Genomic DNA, 25668 nt, shown 5'->3' with positions numbered 1-25668 from the left:
TATGCATAATAAAACCTATGCGATGCGACTTCGTGCTGCAAGGCAAGACGTGCTCCTTGTGATGTCATCAAATTCATGATTTGGGTTCATTATATTAAAACTGAGAGTAATGCGAGCACTATGACCCATTCAAATCAACTCACACTGTGTTATTATTGAACCTCGTCTTCAGCCTGATGAATTATGAACGAACTTCAATTAAAACCCTGGTTAAAATCCACGCTGGATCAGTCATCTCATTTTCAAGCGCTTTGCCAGCCTTTAATTGATAAATTACCCCTGAGCTTTATTCGCCTGACCCGATTATTCAAAAATAATACCTTGGCTATCCTGACTACCAGGCCAGATGCGTTAGAATGGTATTTTTCTGAAAAAAAATATTTACTGGGAATGAATGAGCGAAGTTATGAGTTTTATCATTCAGGTTTCGCCTTATCTGATTCCTGGCCGTCTGCTCCTGAAAAAATAATCCAGCTGTTACAACCCCTGCGTGATGATTTTAATATAGTCTCCGAACTGGTTCTTTATTACAAAAATAATGATTATGTCGATATTTTCGAAATAGCACTTGGCAGAGGACATCATCAAGTAAATAATTTATTGATGAAACACTTTCGCCAGATTAATCATTTCGTTCAATTCCAGCTACTGCTCCACCCCCTGTTAAAAAAGCACTGCTGTGAAAACCAGTTTGCTCTGCACCCGGATCCAAAACCTGAATTCTTGTTAAAGGATATGCTCATCCCCCATGAAAACCATCAGTTGGGTAATCTGACTCCCAGAGAGCTGGAATCTCTTTTTTGGCTGTATCAGGGTAAAACCGTACCTGAAATAGCTCTGATTTTAAACATATCGCCCAGAACAGCAGAGAAATACGTGCAACAACTTAAGTTAAAACTGCAAGTATACAGCCCCTTCCAATTGGGGTATCTGGTCGGTCAATACAAAGAATTCTTCCAGCTTTTATTTAAAGAGCTTAAAGAAAGTTAAATGATCAAGAATAGCCATTATTGGCACAGAGTAACACAGTGCACCCTGCAATCGTAGAACTAAAAAACGCAATAGGTAGATCTACCCGGGCAGATCCACCAATTACACAATTAAATCACCCAGTAGAAAATAACGACTCATTTTTATGGAGTCGTAACTATGCAAGAAAGAAGAGAGAAGAGAAGTATATTCCAACCAGGCGAAGCCAATCCTTTCACCGGTTTTGTTATTTCTACTGATGAGGATATGGGTGATAGAAACACCAAAACCGCTTTACCTTACCTGAGAGAAAAGCCAGGTGGCACTGATGTAGGTCATGTGTTTGCATTTCGCAACCAGGAAGCAATTGCTAAAATAGGTATTAATTTTTCTCTATTAATGCAAGCTTTAGAACAATACGTTAATGCATACAGTAAGCTCCAAATTGCTTTAAATTCTCCCGATGAACTTAAGAGTGATCTGAACAACTTTTCAACCCTACCACCTGCCAAGAAACGTAAAGTTGCTGAAACTATCGCAAAAGCAACAGAAGATACCCTGAAATCCAGTTCCAAATGGGCCACTTTACTGGGCTATATTGTAGGCAACTATTTACGTTTGACAGAGCCAGAAGCACCAAAAAATGAGTCGAAACAAGATAAAATCGCGCGCGAAACAGCTAAAAAAGAAAAAGAAACGAAATTAAAGACAGACATTACTGAAAGCTTTTCAGAATTTCTAAATTCTGAAGAAGGCATCGAGATGCTCGACAACATAATGCAGACCCGCATCAACAGAGCATTATCTAACGATAAAACTTCTGTACAGCAAACTCTTACAGTGAATGAAGTTTATTCTCTTGCAGAAAAACTGTTTCAAAAGAAACCTGATTTACGCGATATGTTTGCCTACTGTGCCTTTACTGATCAAATGTGCGCGTTCGGACAACAATTAAACAACATTTACATGCAATCTATAATCCCGGGTATTACTATTGCAGACCACCATTTATTGGTTACCCGCAACAGAATGGGTTTATATCAAATTTCCAACATCGTTCCAAACGCAATCAGCCTGCACGAATTCCTCATAGAACCTTTTGCAACCGAACAAAAACCAGGTGAAGACAACGAAGCGTGGATTGCAAGAGGCTGCGACACTTTAGTAGCAAAACTAAAAGGCAAACCAATAAAAGGACTGTGTGCAGGAATCCTGTTCCGTCATTTAATGGGTGAAAGCGCTGATTTGGGCATGGACAATATGCTTCTCATTGAAAGGGAAGAGCATTGGGAATTGGTGAACATTGATTTAACTGGCCCACGTCTGCCAAGACAAAACGATTTTATAATCCCACGCTCTACTGAAGTGGCTTTGGGTTGGGAGAATACACTTAAAGCTGGCGATAAAAATACTTTATTACAACGATTATTCGACAAATCCGTATTTAAGCCCCGCGGTATTGAAGACTATGCAGCTTTGCAAAAGATATTGGGTAAAGATAAAGCAACCCCTGAATTTATCAAGGCTCGAAATGAAGATATCTTTAATGCCATAGTAAAGACTTTACAAGCACACGTAACCAACGAAATTGAACCAGAGATTTCAAGCGCCAGAAATTGGCTGGCTCAAGTGGATGACAATAAAATAATTGATCAAATTGCTGTACAGATAAACACTGTTTTCAGTAATCTTCATTCACACTTGACCTTTGACCCAAGCCGAATTAACTCTTATCTGGCGTTCCTTGCTCCCTTCATCTCCAAACCATGCGAGATTGCAAGAAGCCTCGTAGTCCCTAGTGAAGAGTTAAAAGTAGTATCCAGTTTATAGTTGCAGGTTGCCCCTTGGCCCAATGGCTTACCGGGCCAAGGGCCCCACCTACAGTACATACAACCCAAATCTGTTAAGGATGCAGTACCATGCTAGACCTACCCTTCGATGTTTTTTTTTCTAAAGACTTTCTGCAACAAACATACGGCCAATTCATCAAAACCCATATTCTCAATCAACCTGAACTGACTGATGATGAGTTGATGAATATACTGCGAAAAAGCCAACCTGAACTGGATCTCGTTAAACTGAAGGAACTATTGAATAAAAAAATACGTTGTAATGCCGGGATTACCCCATGTTTGCTGCAAGACGATGGAGCCTTGCTTTTTGCAGGCGCACACAGCCAGCGTAAAGGCGATAATGCTCGAGGAGTATTGGTTTCAGCTACAGGAGTTATTGAGGATCAGGATGCAACCTTGATGGATGGGGCTTTACGAGAATTGCATGAAGAATTAGGCTACCCGTTCTATACCGCCTGTAAAGATCAGGTACTGCTGTCTGTTGCAGAGTTACATGCAGGACCTGGCAATACGATTGAAGAAATAGCAGCCAATTTAAATAATTTCATCAATCAAAAAAAACGCAGCATTTCCTTCCATGCGAATATCATTATCCCGATATATGGCTCACAGGAAAAACAACAGCAATTGATCATGGATTCCAATAGCTATTTACAAAAGACAGCTAAAGCCTATGAAGCAGCGGTCAGGATTTGCTATGAACATCCGGAAGACCAACCTTACAGCACAGAAGACTATACTTTAATAAGGCAATATGCTCAGGAACTGTTAAAAACAGTACAACCACCTTTAAGTACTCAAATCGAAACACTACTCAATAAGGAGGAAAATGCAGAGCATTTATTTGCACTAGCACACATCCTTATTGAATTTTCAGAAAACGATCACATCATTTTATTCACTGCGCCAGAACTAAAAAGAATGGGCACAGAAGCACGTCGTAATCCGAAAACAAAAACGATTAAGGGTTTTGATGAACAAGGACATGAACACCTTTTCTATCAACCCGCTCTGGAAAGCCTGAACTCACTGCTTAACAATTTCAAAGTAACCTTAAGAGACAAAAGCAGGATGATCTCCTCTACACTCATGCAGTTTCTTAAACTCATGATGAGGCAATTCGACAAAGGCAATCTTTTTGATATCAAACCATCACAAGATAGTCTATACCGCCCCAACCATTATTTCACCAGGCAAGGTGAATCGATTCAAACGAAAAAAATTCAATTTCTTGAAGATTTACTTTTTGCCAATTTAATGGTTAATCCCAGAGCTTTGGGTCTTGAGGGGATTGAAGCCATTGCTTTAGGCAAAATTTATGAAGATTTCGCCAAAGATCCTACCTCCCGTATGCAGAAAAATAAGATTCCAAGCCATGTTAATGCAGCAGAAACCAGGAAGCCGATTCATTTTATGCGAATTCCCGTAGGCAGTCGGATTTTCAAATATCTGCGTCCTAAAGGATGGCTTGGCGAATATGCTACCGATGAAATTCACTTTAAACCCAGTGAACTAGGCATAGCCGATCAAATCAGCGATCCAAACGATCCTACACAATCGATAGACCGTGTGCATGCTGAATTAATAGTAATTGATGAGCTCTCCAGTCCTGTTGCTGTATCCATAGCAAGCCCAGTAACGGATTTCTGGTCACAGACAGGAAAAAAGGTCTGGTGTGATGGCGGCGGCACTCAAATTTTCATGCCCATGAACACGAAAGACAAAAGTCGGTGTCTCGCTATAGTAAAACCCGAGCCAGGTGATTTCAATTACCATCAAATAGATCAGCTTGTTGAGATAGCGCAACAAAATAATGTTCAATTACTGACAAAACAGGAGTTGCTCGACCGAGGCATTAACATCAGGCCATTGGATACCAAATTCACCTCTCTGGAAATAACCCCAGAACAGCAGTTGCAACTGGCACATCAAGCTTATTATCTGGGTGAATACCATATGGCAATTAAAGCACTGCGCTCTTACGTAGAACTCACTGGTCTCACCGCCTACCAAAAGTTAAGTGCACAAGTTGTTCTTGGTGGTCTGTATGTGATTTCAGGTAATTATGAAGAGGCACAACTGTACCTCACTTCCTTTATTCAAAATGCGAAGAAAATATCTGACAAAAGCGCGCTTCATACTTATTTGCAATTATTGGCAAACATTCATTTGGCCAGAGCACAGGTAATACCTGAATTTGCCATTAATCAGCTGCGCGAATGTTTTTCATTTATAGAAAAACATTCGGACAATAAAGTAATTACCCAACGTTTATCCTCTTTAAAACAAGTACTTCATCTGGAAATGGCTATTGCCTATAACAAATTAGGTCGCCAATTTTCTAACTGTCAGGATTATGATGACTTTGATGCACAAGGCGATCCAGTCACTATTAAAAAGGAGGACTCTTTACAGGCGCTGAACTGCTTGCACCAGGTAAATTACACTCAGTTTGCACCTATTGAAGGATTAATTGTCCTCCTGGAAAGAACCTCCGCCAAAACGCGTTTGCGTCAGACGACTGAAGCACTTGAAGACTTGGCTTTAGCAGAAACACAGATCAAATACTGTTATGATATTTTTGACAATGCATTATCCCATGGAGCATTCAAGAATCTGGAAACGGAATTAAAGCTGCTCTCACTGAACATTCGTCTAGGTCTTGGACTGAATCTCTCTTTGGCTAAAAAATACAACGCTACAATTCCCGCACAATACCAAACTGTTGATCCAGCATTGTTGATTAAAGAATTGGAAATCGATCTGGATAAACTGACTGCAATGGAAGTAACAACCTTGTTCAAACGCTGGATTGGTCCTAATGCTAATAACCTGTTCCTCGAAGGCTGGCACTATACCAATAATGATGCTCATAACGGTGGTAATCTGCTGGCTCTTTACCGTAAATACATTCCTTTTGATTTACCTGCTATTCTGCAGAAACTTGAAGACAATGAAATCAAAGAACTCAATCTGGCTTTTCTTGGCTTAGCATCACCGGCTGGAATAAGCGATCAGGAATTTGCACAATTATGTACTGCCCTAGCAAAAAACAAATCCCTGGAACGATTATTCCTGCGTAAATGCAGTGATAAATTTACTGGTACAAAAGATCAGCAAAGCAGGCTGAATCAGCTGTTTAAAGCCTTAAATAAAGCGCAAAAAAATGGCCAAATACTCTCCTATTTATCGTATTCGGGAGTACGATTTACTTTAGAAAGCGAATATGAGGACTGTCTCAATTATTTGGAAAATAACCAAAGCCTGAAAGCACTCGATTTATCATGGTATGATTGGAAAGAAAAATCCTATCTCAAACGTCTTGCTACTTGTATAGGCGCTCATCCTAATTTACGCACTGTGCTTAATGGAATTAACAATCATCCTGAGGCTGGAAAAATTTTTTATCAGGAATGCCATAATTCAGAACATTTGGCTCATATAATGACTTTTGATGGAACAATGGATCCTGAAACACAACAGAACGCTATCGCAAATCGTGAATGGCTTATAACACTACAGGAAGAGCTTAAGTTAAACCAAAGAAACAAGACTGTCACTTTTTCTCTGATGTAATCTATTGCATGCGCCTTCTCCCCCGGGGGAGGGTGTGCAGAACAACCGTTCCTCTTTATATCTTATACCGACTCAAATGTTCATCCAGATCCTTTTCGGTAACCTTGCAATCCCGCTGGCTTGCCCCCAACAAAAACAAATGATTCCTTAAATTCAACTCTGCCTTATCGCTTATCGAAAGCCTCGCCGCATTCGCTCCATTACCTTCTGATAAATCATTAACCTTAATAACCTTAATGGGTATATCTTTTAAAAAATGCGGATAAGGAGATCGAACGAATAATGACAGAAAATGCTGCTGGGTTTCGTTTTCCAAACCAGCAAAATATTCACTCTTTTTTATCTCGTCTATCTTTCCATGAAGATACCTCATGGATTCAAAAGGAAACTGCTGCAATTTCCCAGGATGAGATTTAAATTCATGGGCAACAAAAAAGATAAATTGCATTAACTCGGCTTTATCCAAATGATCCGCAAGATGAGAATTCGGCTCTTCAGATGAACTGTTGCCAAATACTGTAGCCAAATCCCGTAACACTATTGCGCATCGCAACAAAGTAACCACTGGGTGATGCTCACCACATTCAGCTATATAATGATCAATGACAGATAATCCCAGCTTATCCTTTACTCCTGGATCGGCACCGTACTCAAGCAATAAGCGCGCTACCTGTTCCCTTCCTGGCATAGTTTGCTGGCACCTGTCCAAAGAGTATTTACCCAGCACTACATACATTAATGGCGTCCGTCCCCAACAATCTCGCGCACCAACATCAGCACCTGCTTCAAGTAGCAACCGGGAGGATTTTAATGCGTACATCTTTGCTTCTTCAGTACTCTTCCCCCAGACTGTTCTCCGATCAACTGCATACATCAAGGGTGTTAAGCGCGTTTTTCTGTCCAGTTGATGCTTGGCTGCCTGCTCAACGGCAACATAGGTGGGCTTTTGGCGCAAGTTCAGTATAAATTGATCAAACAATGGATCTGCAGCAATAGCATCTGCATATTTTCTGACACACTCATCAATAAATTGTTGCGGAAGCTCGAGCAGAATCTTTGATTCCTCACTCAATAGATATCTGTCAATTTTATCTAACTGGTACACCTCATTTAAATGCTTGCGATCTCGTACCAATTTCATAATATCGTGTAATTCTTTATTTCTGGGATTTAATTTAAAAAAGTCAGTGACAAAATGTTCTATAGCAGGTATTGCAATGCTATTAGTTTCTTCATAGTGCTTTATGTCCTTTTTCACTTGTTCGGGATATGTATTGAATTCGGTTGATGGTAATTGAAAATGACATAATTCCTGTTTCATTTCTGCATCAAAAACCGTAAACATGCACCAGGGCTCGCCCAAACGTCGACCAAGATAGTCATTAAATTGATTTTCCAGACACTTTAATTCTTCACTACCAAAATCAAAAATATAATCTGAAAGTGTTTCAGCTTCTTCAACAACGGTTTGCCAACTCGCCTGATTCTCTGAAGACTCATTAAAAGAAGCATCCAGTTTAGCTTGTTCCAGTTTTGAATACTGCTCAACAAACAAACGATGCATTTGCTGCATATGAAACACCGCATTTTCTTTATTTTTTGCATACACCGCAAATTTATAGACTCTTTCATTTCTTTTTCTGATAAAAATATAAATATCCATAGTCTCAAAGCTCTGGCGATTTAACGAAATAACCATCTGTACTGAAATGTTTCTTATCTTGAATTAAGGAGTGAGCCAGAGTAAAAGGTGCTGTAGTTTTTGCAGATATCCTTAAGCCTTGTGGTAGAGCATTGATAAAATCCCTTTCGCCTTTCCGGGCAAAAAAACCTAAAGCATAATGTTTACACCCTTCTAAGTTGGTAATCTCAGGTTTGTTAAGCTCAAGGTCGTTTCTCAGCAAGACATCAAAATACGCAGCCTGATAAAGCAACAAAACTATCCAGCTACAAAAATAACCTTGTGAATAACCAGGCTCTTGATCGGGTATAAAATGATGATGCAGTAAAAAGATCAAAGCATCAAGAATGTCCTCTTTATTAAATGCCAGACGTTGCTGGAATAACAGTTGCTCCGCATTATGTTGGTATTGGGGCGCTAAAGGACCATAGTACTCATTGCTTTCTTTTAATGTAGCCTTACGCATGGAAGGAAAATCAAACTGAATCCCCCACTTTGAAGTAAACAACATATACGCTGAAACTCGCTGAAGAACAGCACTGTCTTTTGGACTTATCACCAGGTAAAACCCTGCTTCAGAGCTCATACGTGTGATTCCCACCTCACTTTTATTCCGCCCGATGTAAGCATGGAATACCTTGGGTAATTCCTGTTGCGCTAATAGCTGTACATGGTTAACTTGAGGGACATTAAATTGGTTTAAGTAGAAAAAAGTAAAAAACATGGAGCCTATATGGCTGTCTTGTAATGCCAGGTAACGCTTGCTGATGGTAGGAGGCATGGATACATAAGCTTTTAAATAAATCAATTCTTTGAGTTCATGAACCATTTTCGCCGCTTTTACCCTGTTAAGAAACAAAACATCAATAGCAAATGAACGCAAGACATGCAAAGAGGCCTCGTCAGTTAACAAATACCGCAAGTTCTTTTCGCTGACCAATCCAGGAAGTGCCATTCTTTCTGATAGCAAAGTACTATTAGCCTTTTTTAATATAGAATAAACATCATGCTCACTGCTGATAACTAATTGCTTTTCTCTACCTTTCTTAAAAGTCATGTGGTAAATCAATTCCAGCAATTGGATCAGAGTACTCCTGAGATCTGCATTATTAATAAGTTCTATATCAGCTGTCCTTGCCAGAATCTGCTGCTGCATCCCGGTCATCAAGGTAAATTTCAAACGGATAAAGTTTATGAGATTATACGTTGTATAATCCACACCGTATAAAACAGGTGTATTTTTTATGCTATCAAGAGTCATTGCCAACATCGTATTAAATTCAGGTAAATCATCTTCTGAACTCGTTAAATGCTGGCTATAGATAGAACGCCTTCCATCATCAATAACATAGGGTAAAACCAGTTGATCTCCCTGCTCCGCTATCATTTGTCTTGAGGGTTCTTTTACGGGCGACAAATTAAAATGGTACACCGCCTGGGCAAGAGTAACCGCTTCTCGCCAAGTACGGGTTAATTCTCCCAATGTAGTTTGCTCATCGATTGCAGTAAGAGGCAGAATGCTCTGATAATATTGATGATCTTCGACTTTTTCTTTGAAGCTGATTAAGTTCAGAGCAAAAACCTGAACCAGATTATCATCAACTACCTCACCGATAATGCACAGTCCGAACGTTTTTAACTGGGCGAAAAAAGAAGCGCAGTACCCCTGAATTTCTTTGATACTGTCAAAATAATTAAAATCAGCACCAGAATCAAATAAAGTACGTACCGTCCTATATCCCTGATTTCTGGTTTCTTCCAGGTGATTAGCATAACCCATTCGCGCTGGCATTCTCTTAATCAGTATTTTTTTATTCCTTTTTCCCCTGTTACTTAAAACATCATTTAATACAGCTTGTGCACTTAATTCATTTGTAATGCAGGTTACAACAGGGATATCACAAAATGTGATAAAGTATTTTCTTTTAACAGATGGTTCAACGGAATTGCTTTGATTGGCCAAAGCAATAAATGGATCTGGCGAATTTTTAAATACTGGTTGCTCTGCCAATCCTTTATGCCAAAGCGCTTCCTGAGCTATAATCTGCATCAGGCCATGAACGGATTCAGGATTTGCGGCACTGACAAAAGCAAGGCCTGCAAACTGGCGATGTTTCTCTGCCAGGCTTTCTCCATAAGCCACAAGCTCATCATTGCTCAGCTCATACTCCTGCGTCAAATCAGATTTAGTAGCCACCAGGAAAATTGAAGTTTTATCAAATTGATAACCGGTTGCAAACGATTCCCAAACCTTTTTGCATTCATCCAGGGATGCCCTGGAGGTCATATCCACAATTAATAGTCTTATTTGGCCATAAAACGCCAGACCCGCCCCCTTCTCGCGCTCGGGGCTTTGAAACACACTAAACCTAACCTCTTGATTTCCATAAGGTACTATTAAATCGGTACGTTCTTCTTTTAATGGAGATGGATAGGGATCAAATTCAGCACCTTGAGCAACTTTGATCAATTCCCCTTTACCAACACCAGAGCCTCCATAAATAAAAAGTTCTGAATCAACCTTTTTATTTGCAGGATTATCAGATTGAGAAGAGGCTGGCTGATGATTGCTTTGGTAAAATTGAATTATCCGCATAACACCATTTAAAATGGACAAAAAGGCATTATAACAAAAATCAACCACTGATCAATTTTAACCCACAGAGCCTTTAATAAACCCCTACCCCCAATTTTACCAACCATTGGCTTTGACACTATTTTCTTGCTAATTATGGGGTAATTCCATGGCTTGATAACCAAGACTGGGGCAAGGTTTCACCTGAGGCAATATTTTAGAAGCCAGTTTATTTTTGAGGACATAAATATACTTATGGTTTAACCATATTAATAATATTAAACTACCCAAGCTGTTTTTTGCCAATATTGACCTTTGAGCACAGTCCTCAAGAAGTTTATCAATTCTTGCTCCATAGAAATGGGGTTATACTATAATTTCCAATTTGGAAATCGGAAATCTGTGTTGTCCAAGTTTAGCATTAAGAAAATCATTTTACCCTAATAAGAAATAACACATTGAAGTTAATTTAAGACAAACGATTAATTTTTTTCTGCGACCAAAGCGTGTCTCAACTGTGGCTGCACTATGCTGTAATAGGCAGTTTTAGGCAGTTCCTGGTGAATTTGACGCTTCACAAGATATTGATTTATAACGAATTTAAAACCAGAGCATCAGGCTTCGAACCAAGGTGTCGGGGGTTCGAATCCCTCCGAGCGCGCCAAATTATAAAAATAGGGGTCTTCAAAGAAGGCATCCCTTTTAATTTTACGTTTTGCAGTCAGATTATCGGGGTTAGTACGAAGCAAGGCTAAGATGCCACGATTGCTTTTTACATTGCTGGCAAGTTCCCGATAAGTCATCATACACAACAGAGCCAAAGCCTATCCATTTTTCGAATGCAATGACGTTCTTTTGCAGAACCACGCATTGTTCGACCTAACTGGGTTAATGACAGTTTTTTCCCATGAAGTAGAGAGTTAACTGCGTTAACTAACGCTTTTATACGTTTAATATGAATATGAGGAAGTGCTTTAGATAGTATTCCATGTAATAATTCTTGTACGTGCATAAGACCTCTGGGTTATTTGTTCTCGACAAACAAATTGGATCATATTGTCTTATGCACTTCAATATCTTATTGATAATAATGATTTCTTTTTTCCTTTTTGCGCCGATTCATCAGACGATTATAATGATTATTCCTTAGCTTAACGGCTATGGGCCAAGGCCCGACCTTGCTGATCTGCTAAATCTCGTTTAGGTGTAAGAATTAATTAGTACTTATACTGAATCCATTCAGAACAGTTTAGTTTGATATCAAACCATATTAGCTAAATCATTTGATTTGATCATTGAGCGCTTCTATTTGATCTAGAATCTTTAAAAATTTTTCTCCAAAAGGAGTTACAAAATACTCGACTCTGGGGGGTATTTCATTAAAGGTGTTTTTGCCCAGGATACCAAATTCCAGATTCTTCCTTAAGCATTGGTTTAAAACTTTCGTTGAAAGGCCTTCTACACTTTGTACCATTTCTCCAGGGCGATTGATTCCGTCTCTCAAAAGAGAGTAGACAGTCAGTGACCATTTACAGCCATAAATTGTCTCAACTGCCGATGCGGATCTACTAGTATATATATAAGGGTCGGACCAAAAAATTCTATTATTTAACAATTGATTAAAATATAGATATATATAAGGGTCGGACCAAAAAATTCTATTATTTAACAATTGATTAAACATAAATATAGATGCTTATTGTGTCTTAGAAGCTATTTTTGCTTACTAATATAGATTCTAAGAAAAATAGACTGATAAAAGCACCTCACTTCTCGGCCATATCCCTTAAAATCAATTTTTTTAAAGAAAAATAGGGTTTAAGGCACAATATTAAGCTTGTCTTGTAGTTAACTTTATGTTTTTCAATTAAATATTTTGGTCAGACCCCTAATAGTGGGTCAGACCCCTAATAGTGGCTATAGAAAATCCTGGAAAATTTTGGATAAGATTATATCTCGGCACTTTAATCTCCTTTTGATTGGCGAGTCAATAAGTTAGGTTAACCTAACTTGGATTAAAGTGCCCCTTTATTTGGGGTAGAGCCGTTAATGCATGCATTCATGGCGTCCATTTTGCTGAGGATTGCCAGGCTTAATGCGTTCAATGGCGTTACCTAGTCTTAGCCACAAAACAGATAACTTACTTAACCCAAATAACGCATTTGGACTAGAAAATGGGACACCATTATCGGTTCTAATTGCATCTGGTAAACCTGTATGTCTTAGATCATGCCAACTATATATTATTACTTGACTACGTAAAGAAAAAATATATAGTTGGCATGTTCTACAGTATGGATGTAATAACTATGATTAGCTTTAAAATTGATTTCTGGTTTGGTATTTTGGTTGTTCTCGTGAGTTCAACACTCAATCTTCAAACTGTCGATGCAGCTTCATCAAATTTCAAAACCTTTCAAATCAAGCTTAGTGAACCATGCGAGGGTTATTGCACGAGACATGCCCCTCCAATGATTTACAAAGGAAGGATTTATGCAAGAGGATTTGACAATTTTCTCTATGCGCTTGATCAATCGACCGGGGTTGTTATCCATACCTATGACACGGAACGTAGCTCTTCTTTTGAGCCTGTAGTTAACAATGACACGCTCTACGTAAGCGCTTGGAAGATGTATGCATTCGATTTAAATAATAATCAATTAAAATGGAAAACAGGTTGGGCAGTTTCATCTAAACCTGTTTTAGATGAAGGCGTGCTCTATTGGGGGGCTCGTGGTGCCTTGATTGCTGTTGATAGTATGACAAGTGAAATAAAATGGCGTTTTGAATTAACTGGAGCACACTTCTCTACCCCGCTTATTCATCATAAACATGTATTTGTTGGAAATTACGATCAAATGGTTGGGCAAGATTCAGGATATTATTCACTCAATAAAAATACAGGAGAAATGGAGTGGGTAATAGATAATTCTTATGGTTACCCAGAGAGATTATCTGGATTTATCGCGACACCTTGTGCCATAGGAGACAGAATTTACATGGGTACAACCGCCGGCGTTATTTTTACACATGATTCAAATTCGGGAGGGATTGGTTGGTTTTATATGCCTAAATCAATTTTTGCTGATTTTAGCGCCTCTCCATTTTGTGATAGCGATAAAATATATGCTGTAAGCGGACACGCTGGCTATCTCTATAGTTTTGATGGCAAAAAAAACAAATACCTGTGGCGTTTTGAAAGTAAAAAAGATCTAAGATCGTCGCCTGTTGTTCACAATGATATTGTTTTTTTTGGCAGTGATGATGAATATATGTACGCTATTTACAAGGAAACAGGCGAATTAAAATGGAAATTTAAAGCCGATGGCAAAATAAGATCAAGGCCCACCATTGATAATGGCATTGTCTATTTCACAACCCTTGCAGGTTCATTATATGCGATTGATGAAAATACAGGAACGTTGGATCAATAGGAACTTACCTGTACGTCTCGAGATCTAATTCTGTTTTAAATATCAACTAGCTAAACAGTTGGGTTGAAAAAATTGATATAGTCTATATATGAGTAATCATGGTACATTTCACGACATTAATATTCTCATTTTTACTCACGTGCTTAAAAGCCATGCGTCCAGGTGGAGTAAAAGCGTTAGCCGCTGAAAACTTGGCTCTGCGACAGCAGCTATTGGTCGCTAGTCGAGGACGAAAACGTGCAACAGAACTCACTTTTTCTGATAGATTATCTTTTGCATTAACTTTTAAACCTGATATAAGGGTCTGATATAAGGGTCGGACCAAAAAATTCATATCTTATTAGGCAGGTTGAAAATATTAAAACGCATGGATTTTACCATAAGCCAAGCATGGTGCTCAAATTTTGACCGACACTCACTACTTCTGATAGCAAGCTAAACAGTCGCTAAAACACTTAGTAAAAGCTGATATAAGGGTCGGACCAAAAAATTCTACGTGGGTCGAGAAAAGAGTGCATGGCAGTAAATAAAGCCCTCCTTAGATTGCCCATATAATGAACCGAATCAGAGACTCAAATTCGACCATAATTGAATCTCATCATATTCTAGGTCAATGTGATTAGTATTATCCTTTGTGTATGATTTTGTTTGATTCAAAGAAAAGAAAGCTTGTTTACCATTTTCTTGTTCGCCAGGAAGTGATCGCTCATTTAGATTTTGTGCAGAATGTTTTTGAATTTGCTTTAGAATCTCGTTAACAATTTTTTCAACAGGTTTTTTCTTAGCGTTAATTATATTAACCTTGATTGGCAACGACGGTAAATAATCTGTATAAAAACTTTCATGATATCTGGCTTCTTCAAGAGGAGCTTTTTCACTCAACTCGCCATAATTAATGTAGTCATCAAAGAAGTCAATATGATCCTTCGTATATATATGAAAAAATAAAAATGAGCGTTGTGTGGTATCAAAGGTCAGCATTTTAGTCAAAATATTTTGAATGCCCTCAAAATGGGCTAATCCTACCCTGGCGAAAAAGGGAGTTTCATTATAATGATATGCTTGGCATAAACTTTGATCGCGCAAGTACATTCCAAAAGTTGTATCTACCAGTTTCAACGAGTACATTTGTAGAACTCTTAACCAGAATGTATCTGGATTAGAGTCCATGATTGTCAATATAAGTTTCCTGGCATAATAATGATCACCACCTTTAATATTCATGTCATTTTTCATTAACCAAGGGATTAATAGATTTTGATTCAAATTAAACTGCTCATTGGAAGAATTATGCCAATAATCTATTTTTTCACTAATCTCCTTGGGCGAATATTCATCAATAAACGTATCGTAGCCTAGATTTTTCAAATGAGGAGTTAGGGCGTGCATGACTCTATCTGTAATCGAATCATCATGAAATTCACCAAATATCAAAGAGGGTATTAGAGGCATAATATGATCTGTATAAAAAGATAGCTTGGAATGTTATATCAAAAATAAATGTTCGGCAAATTGTATCAATGACTTGCGTTGTGCGAATTATAATTTTGCTTATAAATACAAGTGGCAAATGACCCACTATTTGGTAGGCTTTCAATATATGAACTCCATTTTTCTAAGGCTTCTTTTCTTTGAGGGAGCATTTCATTCTTATTATACGTAGCCATTATCTTTGGCATTTTATGGTGTGGTGTTCTAATTGCTATTTAAGCAGCAACAGGCAACTGAAAAAGCCCCCTGCAGTACAAATTCCACTTATATTTATTAGCTGATTTTACATTCTCATGAGTAACAGCCTTAGAAGTTAATGGTGGAACCATATTTTTGGAACCGTGCGCTCTGTGGTGATTATAATAGTTTTGAAAGTCGTTTAATTTGGCGGCTAAATCACGTTTATTCCAAAATAAGATATTATCGGTAAACTCGCGACGAATGGTGCCAATTAAACGTTCGACAAAGGGATGAGAAATAGGCGTATAAGGAACAGATTTAACTTCGTTTATATTAAGTATATGCAAATTTGCTTTCCATTGATGATATTGAAATAAAGGGTCATTATCACTGGAGAGATGCTGTGGCAATAATCGGCTGGAGATTATACTATTAAACATGCGACAAACTGCAGGCCCATCTAAATTACTATCATTGATAGCGAAGCCAATTATATGTCGAGAACATTGGTCCATGACGACCATTACCCAGTGTGACTTTAAATTTATGGATTCAAGTCGGAAGAAATCTACTGGCCAAAGCGAGTCTTTTAAATTGCTTAAGAAAGTTAACCATGATGGACCACTAATTATCGTCGGGGTCGGACCAAAAATTATTATATATTAATCAATAAGATATATTAGAAATAACCACTATTTAAATGCTTAAAAGTAATTTATGGGTCTTAAAACTCATTTTAGGAACTGCACTTAGGTTTTAAATGTATAACGGATATTTTTGATATTTATTAGATAGTTACATTTAAATTTAACTATATTCAAATATATTATCTGCAATAGTTTCATGTTCCGTTTTTACCCTATTTATTTGCAAATAGGGAAAATATGGAACATAATCTAGATATGAATACAAAAATCACACAAAATCAAAAAGCACTAGCGTTGGTTAAAGAAAAGGGAATTGTACGATCTTCGGAATTTGTTGAAGCGGGCATTCCTCGAATTACTATATCCAGACTAGTTGCTAATAATCAACTTCAACAATTTGAAAGAGGGCTTTATTGTCTTCCACAACAGGAATTTTCTGAAAAGGAAGGTTTGCTTGTAATTGCATCTAGAGTTCCACAAGCCATTTTTTGTCTGCTAACTGCTCTTCAAATACACGAGCTTACAACACAACTGCCAAGGAAAGTTTGGGTAGCTATGCCTATTGATAGTCATTTGCCTAAGATTGATTATCCACCAATAAAAATGGTGAAATACTCAGGCGAAGCATATTCTCAGGGGATTGAAATCCAAAAATCAGATGGTATGGAATTCAGAGTTTATAATGTTGCTAAAACTATCGCAGACTGCTTTAAGCATAGAAATAAAATAGGCATTGATATTGCGATTGAAGCACTGAAAGATGCTTATGAAAAAAATAAAGTAACTGTTGATGAACTATGGCATTATGCGAAAATTTGTCGTGTTGCAAATGTAATGCATCCATATCTAGAGGCCATTCAATGACGAAAGATGTTAGTGCTTCTATCCGAGCATAATTAAAAAAAATAGCAAAAGCAGAACAATCCGATTTTAATGCCATATTAACTCGATATGGTCTCGAAAGGTTGCTTTACAGAATAGGTCAATCTGAATACGCCAATCAATACTTATTAAAAGGCGCTTTACTATTTAATCTTTGGTATGACATGCCACACCGACCAACAATGGATATTGACTTACTAGGGTTTGGTAGTAATGAGTTAGGTTATTTAACCAATGTTTTTAAAGACATTTGCATAATTTCAGCTGATGATGGAATCGTTTTTGATGAGAAGTCGGTTACTGCCAATACCATAAAAAAAGAGGGTGCCTATACAGGTGCCAGAATCGAGTTATTTGCTGAGTTATCAAAAGCAAGGATTAAAATACAAGTTGATATTGGTTATGGTGATGTTGTGACCCCCGGTCCAATTGATTCTAATTATCCTGTTCTGCTTGGTGAACTACCCGCACCAAAAATTCGAACTTATCCAGTCTATACGGTGATTGCTGAAAAATTGCATGCGATTGTTTTATTAGGTATAGCAAATAGTAGACTAAAGGATTATCTGGATTTGTATATATTGTTGAAAAATGAAGAAATTGATGAAGAAACTTTGTTGGATGCTATCACCTCTACCTTTGCTAAAAGAGGGATATCTGTTCCTGAAAGCCCCCCTATTGGGCTCACCGACGAATATAGCCAAGATAGATCAAGACAAGCAATGTGGAATTCATTCTTAAATAAGAATGAAGTGGACCCCAAGCCATTGCCAGAGGTAGTGACTTCGATAAAAAAGTATATTCAACCCATTTTTTCCAAAGCCAGCAAAATAAGCAAGTAGTAAGTAGCCTGTTTGCCTACCTTACTGTAGCGATTTTTAAGCTAAATACCTCAACCACAATGCTCTTCCCATATTAAGAATAAACGCCCTTCTTAATATTAAGTTAATAATTAATCTGTATAATTTAAGAACTATTTATAGGATTAATCTAGGCTCTACATGAAAATACAGGACATATATAAGTTTTTACTTCTAGCTGCCGCTACCATGAATTTAGCACGGGGTTCTAATAATGAACTAACTTGGGAAGGAATGCCGGTTAGGAATGTAACTGATCAACTTAATTTTTGCTCAACACTTCCCTCTTGGTTCTCAGGAGTGAATACCAAAAAAACATGTTTAATAGATGACAGCCAGTATTACATGAAAGCTATATCATCAAATAGTCTGCAAGAAACTTTTGCCCGTGAATTCGTTAAAAAAAATCTTGGAATAGCCGTTCCAGATACAGAACTTTTATATGAAGCCAATGGAGAAGCTTATAATTTTTTTTATATTCCAGTAAAACGTGAATACTACATAGCATCTAAAGAAATGGATAATTTCACCAAGGCAACTAACTTTATTCCTTCACTATATAGCTTTTTTGATAGTAGCGATAAAGTTGGTTTTTTTGAAAGAATGCGTAAAAATATAGTACAAAAAATTGGTGAATATGGGGTTGCTCAATTTGGGGTGGCAATTACATTCATTAATGATCTACATAATTTAAACAATTGGGGATACGATAAAAAAGGTTTGGTTCTTATTGATGTTGACTCAATGATCGACTGTAAGGATATTACCAATTTCTTTGATTTTGCAGTTAGCAATTTGAGAGACCATAAGCACTGGGGCGGAATGGATTTTTCATATAACAATATTAAACAAATGAAATCGATTTACAAAAAAATGCAAAATAAATCCATTCCTAAAATACATGAAAAAGTCGATATGAATAATGAAACGTACCAGGATTTGTTAAGTTGTAATTTTGCAGCATGCGAACTTGCATTAAGAAAAATCGAGTCTCAAATGCCTGGAGTAAAACACTCAAAACCATCTTCAGAAATTAATCAAATTTTAATAGATAGTTTTAGAGAAACATACTTGAAATATGACGATAGTCTTATCAGGCGAATCAAATACTATTTATCATAAACTTTTTAGAAATCAAAATGCACTGTGACGAAAACGTGACATAACTGTGACCGTACTACGCCGTTTTAGGCAGTTTTAGGCCGTTTTTCATGATTTTGACGCATCGTAAGGTGTTGATTTTATTAAATTTTAAAATTAAAGCATAAGGCTTTGAACCAAGGTGTCGGGGGTTCGAATCCCTCCGAGCGCGCCATATACAACACGGTAGGTGACATTTTTATCTTGTTAACGATGTGACATTTTCATTTTGCTATAACATATGCCAGGTTTAATATTGACTTAATAGCACATAAAATGTACAATTATGATTCGCTTTCAAGAGGTCCAATATGTCGCGATATACATTAGAAACTGAATTAGAGCAATTTGTCAGGGAAGCCGCATCCTATCTTGATATAGAATCGATTGATCTTGAACATCTGACAAAAGAAGACATCAGCAATCTTAGGGCGCAATTTGGTATCAAAAAGTATATCCCCTTAATTCCTTTAATAACCTTCCTGAAACTGAATATTATTCGACCCGATCAAGAACAATATTCCTTAAGTGATTTTAACCGATTCATTCAGTATTTTGCTATGAATGATGAGTTGAGATTGATGCTTACTAAACAGTTTCAACCGCCCGTTGATGATAGCATCGAAGGGGATATTTATAACCAAAATGCTTTCCGAGCTCGATCTATTGTTGAAGAAATTAGTAATTCCTTAGATGCAAATCCTGATCAAATTGATTGCACAATACAAGAAGGCTTTTATGAAATTAAAGAAATCGGTGGGCAAGGAATGTCTCCTGAGGTCATTTTTACCAAATACTTACTCCCTAAAGAAACTACAAAAGGGGATTCTGCCAAGCAAATTGGTCGCTTTGGTATTGGTAGTTTCATCAAATTAGCGCATTTGAAAGATGAGAGCGAAAAAGTTGTTATTGAAACGCGCCGAGAAGGACATATTGGCTGTCGTTTGGAATATCGTCGCATCAATAGGGAAATCAGTGTTTCCATGGAAGAAGATGATTCGATTCCTTTGGGAACAGTGACAAGAGTCTATTCATCAGATATCCACAAACCTGAGTATAAGGCAATGCTAACCAATCACTTGGCGCCCAATATTGAGATACCCATTTTAATTAATGGAAAACCGTTTAAAGCGAAGGAAAAAGAGTATAAAGCAAGCATTACCATTGGTGGCATTGTCATTTCGACAACGACACAGCCACTCGAGAACCTTGCTGACAATGTGACATGGGAATTGCCCCGCAAAACAACCATTTCTGAATCAAGAAACCGAGTGATTCTTGACAGTGATGAAACACGAAACAGTGTGTTAGCTTATATTAAAAAAATCGAAACCATGCCCCATCCCCAATGGGTTAGGTATGCCAATAGTATTGCGCCACTCGTCAAACAATTACAAGCCAGCAATGCTTCATTAAATGCCAAAGATAATGTCTTTGATGCACTGGTTAAAACCGTGTTGACCCGCCTTGAAGGTGAACAATATGTGCCGGATGTAGAGCCATACACTCATCTTGCCAGCGAAGGCGTGTTGCGTTTGCATCCATTGATAACACCTAAACAGTGGCTTGATTCGGTAGCAAGTAAAGCGCCGGAATTCTCCGGTGGTGAAACAAAAATATATCTAACCAAGTTGATAGGCAACGACGACAAACCCTACTTGATCGATCTAGACAATAACCGAATCTATCTAGATGAAACCTATTATCAGCAATTGAAATCAACCAACCGGCTCAACATGATACCACTGTTGTTTAAATATCCACCAGGAGAAGTATCGGTATCTTTTAACAGTGTGGCTATGGTTGAGGATGTTGATGGCAGTAAGGTGGAACAAAAACTATCAAGCATCAAATATAAACCAAGAACGACTGAAAACCCGCTACATGATTTATATAAACAGCATGGCATTATGAATTTATATGGCGACGACACAACCAATGCTATCTTATCTGCCAATCCAGATGCTTATAATATTCTTTCACACGCAAAATCCCTGGTCGCAACCTATTATACCCACCCTTTCTATAGTGGCTACAATGATTACACTATTGGCGACTATCTCTTACAATTTCGTTATCAAGGCAAACGATTTTATTACTCTCTTGGAGTAAATAGACAAAATGAACTCTATAATGACAGATTTCAAAAACTACATGATCCCAAGTGGCAATTATTAATTGCCAAAATAGAGCAATTGTTTGACAACCATGATACTAAGGTGATGGAGTTGCCAGAACAAGACATTGATTTAGAGGAAGACGATGTATTGTTGATAACAGATAAAAAAACTTCGAAAAAACAGGTTGTTAATGGGTTAGGAGAATTGATTAGCGAAGATTATTGGTCTGTCAAACGATTATCAAAAACCGCTTATGTATTGTATGGTTCAGATAAGAAAAGGGCTATCTATGATGTCAATAGCAAATCGGTGCATACGATTTATCAGGATAAGATCATTCCTGTTGCCACTGATCCAAATCTGCTTGTCTTAACAGACGCTAATTCGAGTTATGCACAACTATACGATATAAATAAGAATGCAACCATTGCTAGTGGTAAAGTCAGTGATTTTATCCCCCACACGAAAGAAGACGCTCATTCCCATGGCAAGCCCGAAATAGTGCAAATGAATGGCGGGGTGGCCATATTTGAGCCTAAACGACAAACATACATCCCGTTAAATATAGACGCTTCTTTTGCTGACATCGGCTCAATCTTCGAAAGAGATGACTATTATCTCATTGAAAATAAATCAAAACCAAAACAAACAGATAACTATTTTCTTGTAAGCCGATATATGGCCTTGGTTGATAAACAAGGTACGGTGCTTCATCAAGGCTACGATATCAGAATTCATAAAACTAGCCATGGTGATTTTTATCAAGTCGATGGATTTTTATATGATCCCATGGGCAATCAGCTCAATCAGGATAAGATAAAGTATTTTAGTCAGTTTGAGGATGAAGGCGCAGTCTATTTCATTTTGACGGATGAAGCGGATAATTTCCGGTTAATTAATCAACAAGGCGAGGTGCTAAAGACGTCTAAGAGCATGCATGTGTATGAGAATGATACGCCAGGGACATTCAAGTTGTACATTGATGATCATGAGGCTGTTTTAACAACCCCCCATGCCATTATACCAGGAGCCCGTAAAGGAGGCGCAAATAATTCCAGCTATCTAGCGCATCAAGAAATTTGGGTTATGAGTGAGGGTCCATCCAATTTATTAATTACGGATCATGGTTACCCGGTCTATCGAAAATTTGTTCCTGAATATCATGTAAAATTGCGCCATGGTGTTGTGAAAACAAAACCTTATGATGGCTACCCTCAAGGTGCAGTCATTGCGCCTTTGACACCAGAGCAATTATCCTCTCCCAAGGTATTGACCAAATTAGCTTGGTTGAACCAGCAAAATTTGTCTTATGAGCAATACTCCCATTGTTTGCGTTTGATTCATTTACCGCTTGAGCAAATCAAGGCAATGATGCCATATATCCATTTATTCAAGTATACCCCTGAGGAGAAAACATCGAGTGAATACCGCTCGATCATTGGCTACGTGCAACTCATGAGTGAACGGGATCAAGTATTGGTCTTATCAACATTTGATCTGCTTTGCCACATTCTTAATGAAGGCTGTCAAGATGGTATTAGCCAAAAATTAATCGATATCATTGAGCATTATGGTATGGATGCCTTGGAGCAATTAAATCAGGATTTATCGAGTAATCGAACCAAGTTGTCCTATCATATGAGTCAATTTGAGTCAGTGAAAGACCTGATTGATGCGATGCCATCGACTAGTGGACAAATGGCGTATTATCTCTTGTTTCCGAAAGAGCGCTTAGTTTCAAATAAACCTCCTTTGTTAACACAGGCTGAGTCGCCAGTTCAGCAATTATCCTTGCTGGACTTCATGACGGCTTTTCAGTTTGATTCCAGCTTGCTAAACACATTAGCAGACTCACCTGAGAAATTTATTCATGCAGTTGAGTCTTACGGTGCCTATGGTAAAAAGGGACATTTCAGGCGTTTGTTACAACATGCCATCTATCATCAAGCGGATCCTAACCAGCATCTATATGAAAGAGAATTATTGCAGAATGGGATTGATGCCTATTTCGCTGAGCCCGAACTTAATCCAAAGGCTAAGATTGAGGCCAGTGTTTTCCAAGAAGGCGATAGCAATGTGTTTCGATTGCAAGACTTTGGCGTCGGTATGACTCTGGAACAAGTATTTCAATTTTTTTGTTTACCGGGTGCATCGACAAAACGATCGGATAACCACCAGCATTTTATTGGTGGCCATGGTGTTGGCTTGTTTACCATTTATCATAATGCCAAAACCGTTCGGGTTAAATGTGGTAAAGGTGATGGTCAATATTATCAATTTGAATTCACACCCGTTTATGATGAGCAGGATAAGATTGTTGATATTCGCATGAGCTGGCAACAGCTTGATGGCGACTTTAAAGGATTTGCCATTGAACGGGTTGAACGTGACGGTGTGCCGGCGTTGAGTGCTGCTCGCCATCAACGAACGTTTAAAGGGCATGGGGCAACCGTTGATGCAGATATTGTTAAAATCACTCTGAATGATCAGCAAATTAACCAGCCATTAACCCCCTTAGCAACCATCGCCATGCCACCTTTTGGCGACATCAAAACGTTTAAGTCGGTTGAAGATAAGATGACCGTTGCCGGGCTTGCAATGAAACCAATTGGTGATAGTGATGCTTATATTCCTAGTGAAATCAGAGACATTGTTCGCAAGAAAGGCATTATCATCGATTTTCCAAAGTCTTTACCCCTTAGTCGGGATAGAACCGATTTTGCGAATGCAGGCGAAGTGAATAATTTGATCAAACCTTATGTTTTAAGAGCCTATATCGAGTCCTATGCGCGACTCTTTTTGAATAATCATTTAGGCCTGTATGAGTTACCATATGACTTTTTCTTCCATTTTGAGAGATTCCTTTATAACCCGACATTAATCAATAGTGGCATTGAAGAAGATGCACAAAGAATTATGGACAATCAACCTTTGTCGGATTACGCAAAATATGAATCACCTTTTATGTTACATTCATTAATTGCTTTTTTACCTCTATTTGAAGCCAGTTACGGTGATAAAACCTATTCGTTGGTCGATCTCGCCAAAGAATATAATAAGACACAAGTATTGCCATCTCTAAAGTCTGTCCCTGAAAGTCTTAGGCGATTTACTTCTTTTTATAAGGAAGAGCAAGCGAGAATAGAAAAGCAAGAGGAAATGACCGAAGAAAGCACTTTCATGAAGAATAGCGAATGGCGTCCTCAAGACATTGACTCGACATCGAATTGGGGATTGCTAACTGCAGTGACGCAATTGGTTGTGGCAAAATACGGCTATCCAAATCTGGGGGTTGGATTATCGACAAAGCCGAACGGATCGTTGATGTATACCTATCAATCAAGTTCGACCATCTATTGGAATGCTATTGCTATGATCAGTGGCCTTGGTGAAACAATCCTAAAAGAGTTAATCACAAATAAAGGCAAATTACATCGAGGGACATTAGTAAATTTGGTTGAAGTGGTTGCCCATGAATTAGTTCATGCTCAACAAGAGTATCCCGGTGAACATACACATAACCATGCCTTTTATAAAAAACAACAAGCTTTAATACTTAAAATGACCAAACCTGAGGTTTTGGATCAATTAGTTGAAGAAATAGAACAAGTTTACCAACAACATTCTTCCGTGAGTGATGAATTATCACTAAACGATTTATCCGAACGCCCAATGAAGGGACGCAAACGGACTGCTTCAGAAATGAGTATGTTTACGGAGCAACCATCAGGTGGGAAGCATCTGAGAATTGAAGCGAAAGATGCGGTGAATGAAGCGACTAAGCATATAGGGGTCGCACCATAAATATATGAAGTAAGTTATTGATATTAAATAGATTATTTAAAATAAATTACCAAAAGATATGGCATGGAGTGCATTACAACCCCTAAATAAATCTCAGTCAAATATAATTAAATGATTACTGGACCAAGTTTATTTTATTGCGAAAATGCATTTTGAAATTCTTCTGAGCCAATGATTTTTTGCTCTGTCCAAATAGGATTTCTGCCTAGCCTGTGCTTCTCGAATTTTAAGTACAAGTAGCTATCGGTAGTTGAAACATATCCTTGCAATGAGTTTTCCACGAAAATTTCTTTATTAATAAGATAGGTTTGATGCAATTATCGTTAACCAGCCCAGGAGTTTTACCATTTACTGGGGAGTGAGACCGATGATAATTGTAACAGTATTTAAACTGGTTTATTTTTTTCATCAAGTCGTGTTTTCTGTTAACCAATGTTAAGTAGTGTTGCAGGCTTA

The 25668-nt window shown here is 37.9% G+C and carries 16 protein-coding genes and 1 pseudogene; 9 read left to right on the top strand and 8 right to left on the bottom strand.

Annotated features, from left to right (window positions below; translation table 11 throughout):
- Positions 1 to 183 precede the first annotated feature (183 nt).
- The 3 genes from AB3348_RS11035 to AB3348_RS11025 all read left to right on the top strand — a co-directional run bounded on the left by AB3348_RS11035 (position 184) and on the right by AB3348_RS11025 (position 6398).
- Positions 184 to 990 carry a helix-turn-helix transcriptional regulator gene (locus tag AB3348_RS11035; protein ID WP_367607676.1) on the top strand — a complete coding sequence of 269 codons (807 nt, stop codon included), beginning with the start codon at positions 184 to 186 and terminating at the stop codon, positions 988 to 990.
- A gap of 159 nt (positions 991 to 1149) precedes the next feature.
- Positions 1150 to 2799: a hypothetical protein gene (locus AB3348_RS11030; RefSeq protein WP_367607675.1), complete on the top strand. Its 1650-nt coding sequence runs from the start codon at positions 1150 to 1152 to the stop codon at positions 2797 to 2799.
- A 203-nt stretch (positions 2800 to 3002) separates the two neighbouring features.
- A complete protein-coding gene (locus AB3348_RS11025) occupies positions 3003 to 6398 on the top strand; it encodes a hypothetical protein (protein ID WP_367607674.1) in 3396 nt (1131 codons plus the stop codon).
- 55 nt (positions 6399 to 6453) lie between these two features.
- On the opposite strand, the gene AB3348_RS11020 is transcribed toward AB3348_RS11025, so the two are convergent.
- The 5 genes from AB3348_RS11020 to AB3348_RS11000 all read right to left on the bottom strand — a co-directional run bounded on the left by AB3348_RS11020 (position 6454) and on the right by AB3348_RS11000 (position 12269).
- Positions 6454 to 8061 (bottom strand): ankyrin repeat domain-containing protein, encoded by a 1608-nt coding sequence (locus tag AB3348_RS11020; RefSeq protein ID WP_367607673.1) that lies wholly within the window; start codon positions 8059 to 8061, stop codon positions 6454 to 6456.
- Positions 8062 to 8065: 4 nt separating this feature from the next.
- Positions 8066 to 10723: a hypothetical protein gene (locus AB3348_RS11015; protein WP_367607672.1), complete on the bottom strand. Its 2658-nt coding sequence runs from the start codon at positions 10721 to 10723 to the stop codon at positions 8066 to 8068.
- A gap of 545 nt (positions 10724 to 11268) precedes the next feature.
- Positions 11269 to 11460: a hypothetical protein gene (locus AB3348_RS11010; protein WP_367607671.1), complete on the bottom strand. Its 192-nt coding sequence runs from the start codon at positions 11458 to 11460 to the stop codon at positions 11269 to 11271.
- A complete protein-coding gene (locus tag AB3348_RS11005; RefSeq protein ID WP_367607670.1) occupies positions 11457 to 11666 on the bottom strand; it encodes a hypothetical protein in 210 nt (69 codons plus the stop codon). The genes AB3348_RS11010 and AB3348_RS11005 overlap by 4 nt, the downstream gene beginning before the upstream one ends.
- A gap of 267 nt (positions 11667 to 11933) precedes the next feature.
- On the bottom strand, positions 11934 to 12269 hold the full coding sequence (locus AB3348_RS11000) for a winged helix-turn-helix transcriptional regulator (RefSeq protein ID WP_367607735.1): 336 nt from the start codon (positions 12267 to 12269) through the stop codon (positions 11934 to 11936).
- 679 nt (positions 12270 to 12948) lie between these two features.
- On the opposite strand from AB3348_RS11000, the gene AB3348_RS10995 reads away from it, so the two are divergent.
- Positions 12949 to 14088 (top strand): PQQ-binding-like beta-propeller repeat protein, encoded by a 1140-nt coding sequence (locus AB3348_RS10995; RefSeq protein WP_367607669.1) that lies wholly within the window; start codon positions 12949 to 12951, stop codon positions 14086 to 14088.
- Positions 14089 to 14186: 98 nt separating this feature from the next.
- Entirely contained in the window at positions 14187 to 14396 is a 210-nt protein-coding gene (locus AB3348_RS10990) for a hypothetical protein (protein WP_367607668.1), read from the top strand.
- A 256-nt stretch (positions 14397 to 14652) separates the two neighbouring features.
- Here the strand turns inward: AB3348_RS10990 and AB3348_RS10985 are convergent, their stop codons facing one another.
- From AB3348_RS10985 to AB3348_RS10975, 3 genes and pseudogenes are all read right to left on the bottom strand, one after another.
- Positions 14653 to 15540: a hypothetical protein gene (locus tag AB3348_RS10985; RefSeq protein WP_367607667.1), complete on the bottom strand. Its 888-nt coding sequence runs from the start codon at positions 15538 to 15540 to the stop codon at positions 14653 to 14655.
- Positions 15541 to 15605: 65 nt separating this feature from the next.
- Positions 15606 to 15773 (bottom strand): annotated as a pseudogene (locus AB3348_RS10980) (site-specific integrase); the annotation flags it as partial.
- Between the two features lie 21 nt (positions 15774 to 15794).
- The gene (locus AB3348_RS10975; RefSeq protein WP_367607734.1) at positions 15795 to 16388 is read right to left on the bottom strand and encodes an integrase core domain-containing protein; all 594 of its coding nucleotides are present in this window, start codon (positions 16386 to 16388) and stop codon (positions 15795 to 15797) included.
- A gap of 255 nt (positions 16389 to 16643) precedes the next feature.
- Between AB3348_RS10975 and AB3348_RS10970 the strand changes: the two genes are divergently transcribed.
- The 4 genes from AB3348_RS10970 to AB3348_RS10955 all read left to right on the top strand — a co-directional run bounded on the left by AB3348_RS10970 (position 16644) and on the right by AB3348_RS10955 (position 25212).
- Entirely contained in the window at positions 16644 to 17270 is a 627-nt protein-coding gene (locus AB3348_RS10970; RefSeq protein WP_367607666.1) for a type IV toxin-antitoxin system AbiEi family antitoxin domain-containing protein, read from the top strand.
- 101 nt (positions 17271 to 17371) lie between these two features.
- Positions 17372 to 18130 (top strand): nucleotidyl transferase AbiEii/AbiGii toxin family protein, encoded by a 759-nt coding sequence (locus AB3348_RS10965; protein WP_367607665.1) that lies wholly within the window; start codon positions 17372 to 17374, stop codon positions 18128 to 18130.
- 159 nt (positions 18131 to 18289) lie between these two features.
- Positions 18290 to 19270, top strand: coding sequence for a hypothetical protein (locus AB3348_RS10960; protein WP_367607664.1), 981 nt, complete (start codon positions 18290 to 18292; stop codon positions 19268 to 19270).
- A 329-nt stretch (positions 19271 to 19599) separates the two neighbouring features.
- Complete coding sequence (locus tag AB3348_RS10955) at positions 19600 to 25212, top strand: hypothetical protein (protein ID WP_367607663.1); 5613 nt, start codon at positions 19600 to 19602, stop codon at positions 25210 to 25212.
- Positions 25213 to 25668 lie beyond the last annotated feature (456 nt).

It is taken from the genome of Legionella sp. W05-934-2 (assembly GCF_964199965.1).
Classification (GTDB): domain Bacteria; phylum Pseudomonadota; class Gammaproteobacteria; order Legionellales; family Legionellaceae; genus JAFIFT01.
This window is presented reverse-complemented; position numbering and strand designations above follow the sequence as displayed.